Here is a 1,062-nt window from a genome sequence, read left to right on the forward strand (position 1 = left end):
CTTTACAGCCATCAGCGGCGTGAGCTGGTGGCCTTTGCCCGCCAGATTGAGCCCGCCTTGCTGGTACTCAGCCCCTCCCACCCCGGCTTTGCCGGTGAAGCGGGAAGCCTGGCAGCCCTTGATGAGTTGGTATCGCCTTCCTGTCAGACACTGCTGTTCGAGCAGGCAGAAGGCTCCGATCTTCAGTCTGGGTTTGCATGGCGTCAGTCTGAAACCGTGGCTCGTGCTGATGGTTCGCCGCTGACGGCTATCGCGCCAACTCCTACCCCGGCCGATCAGGTCGCCTTGTTCCAGCTCTCCGGCGGCAGCACTGGCACCCCCAAACTGATCCCCCGTACCCACGATGACTATGGCTACAGCGTGCGCCAGAGCGTGGCTGTGTGCGGTTGGGATGAGCGGGTGATCTATCTCTGCGCCCTGCCAGCGCCCCACAACTTTCCCCTGAGCTCCCCCGGCGCACTCGGAGTGTTTTATGCCGGTGGCTGCGTGGTGCTGGCAAAGGATCCCTCTGCGGCAACCTGTCTGCCGCTGGTGCAGCGCCATCACGTCAACTGGGCGGCGCTGGTGCCACCTGCCTTGGCGCTCTGGCTGGAGGCGGCCAGCCACTATCCGCAGACCTCGCTGGAGTGTGTGCAGGTGGGCGGTGCGCGCCTCAGCCCGGCTCACGCCGAGGCGGTGGCGAGCCGCCTTGGCTGCCGTTTGCAGCAGGTGTTTGGCATGGCCGAGGGGCTGGTCAACTACACCCGCGCTGAGGATGATCACTGGCATCTCGTCAATACCCAGGGCCGCCCGATGAGCTTGGGCGACGAGGTAGAAGTGCGAGGCAGCGACGGGTGTCCCTTGCCCGATGGCGAGTGCGGCGAGCTCTGGACGCGTGGCCCCTACACCTTTCGCGGCTACTTCAAGGCCGCTGCCCACAATCAGCGGGCTTTTGATCGGGACGGTTTCTACTGCACCGGCGATCTGGTCTGCCGCTTGCCCGGCGGCCATCTGATGGTGGTGGGGCGCAACAAGGATCAGATCAACCGGGGCGGAGAGAAGATCGACGCCCTCGAGATTGAA

Annotated in this window: 1 protein-coding gene; it reads left to right on the forward strand. The window is 64.7% G+C overall.

Annotated features, from left to right (window positions below; all coding sequences use genetic code 11):
- Positions 1–1,062: AMP-binding protein (locus CUC53_RS18285; protein WP_157798335.1), on the forward strand; the 1,062-nt coding region annotated here is incomplete at both ends.

Source organism: Aeromonas cavernicola (assembly GCF_002795305.1).
GTDB classification, from domain to species: domain Bacteria; phylum Pseudomonadota; class Gammaproteobacteria; order Enterobacterales; family Aeromonadaceae; genus Aeromonas; species Aeromonas cavernicola.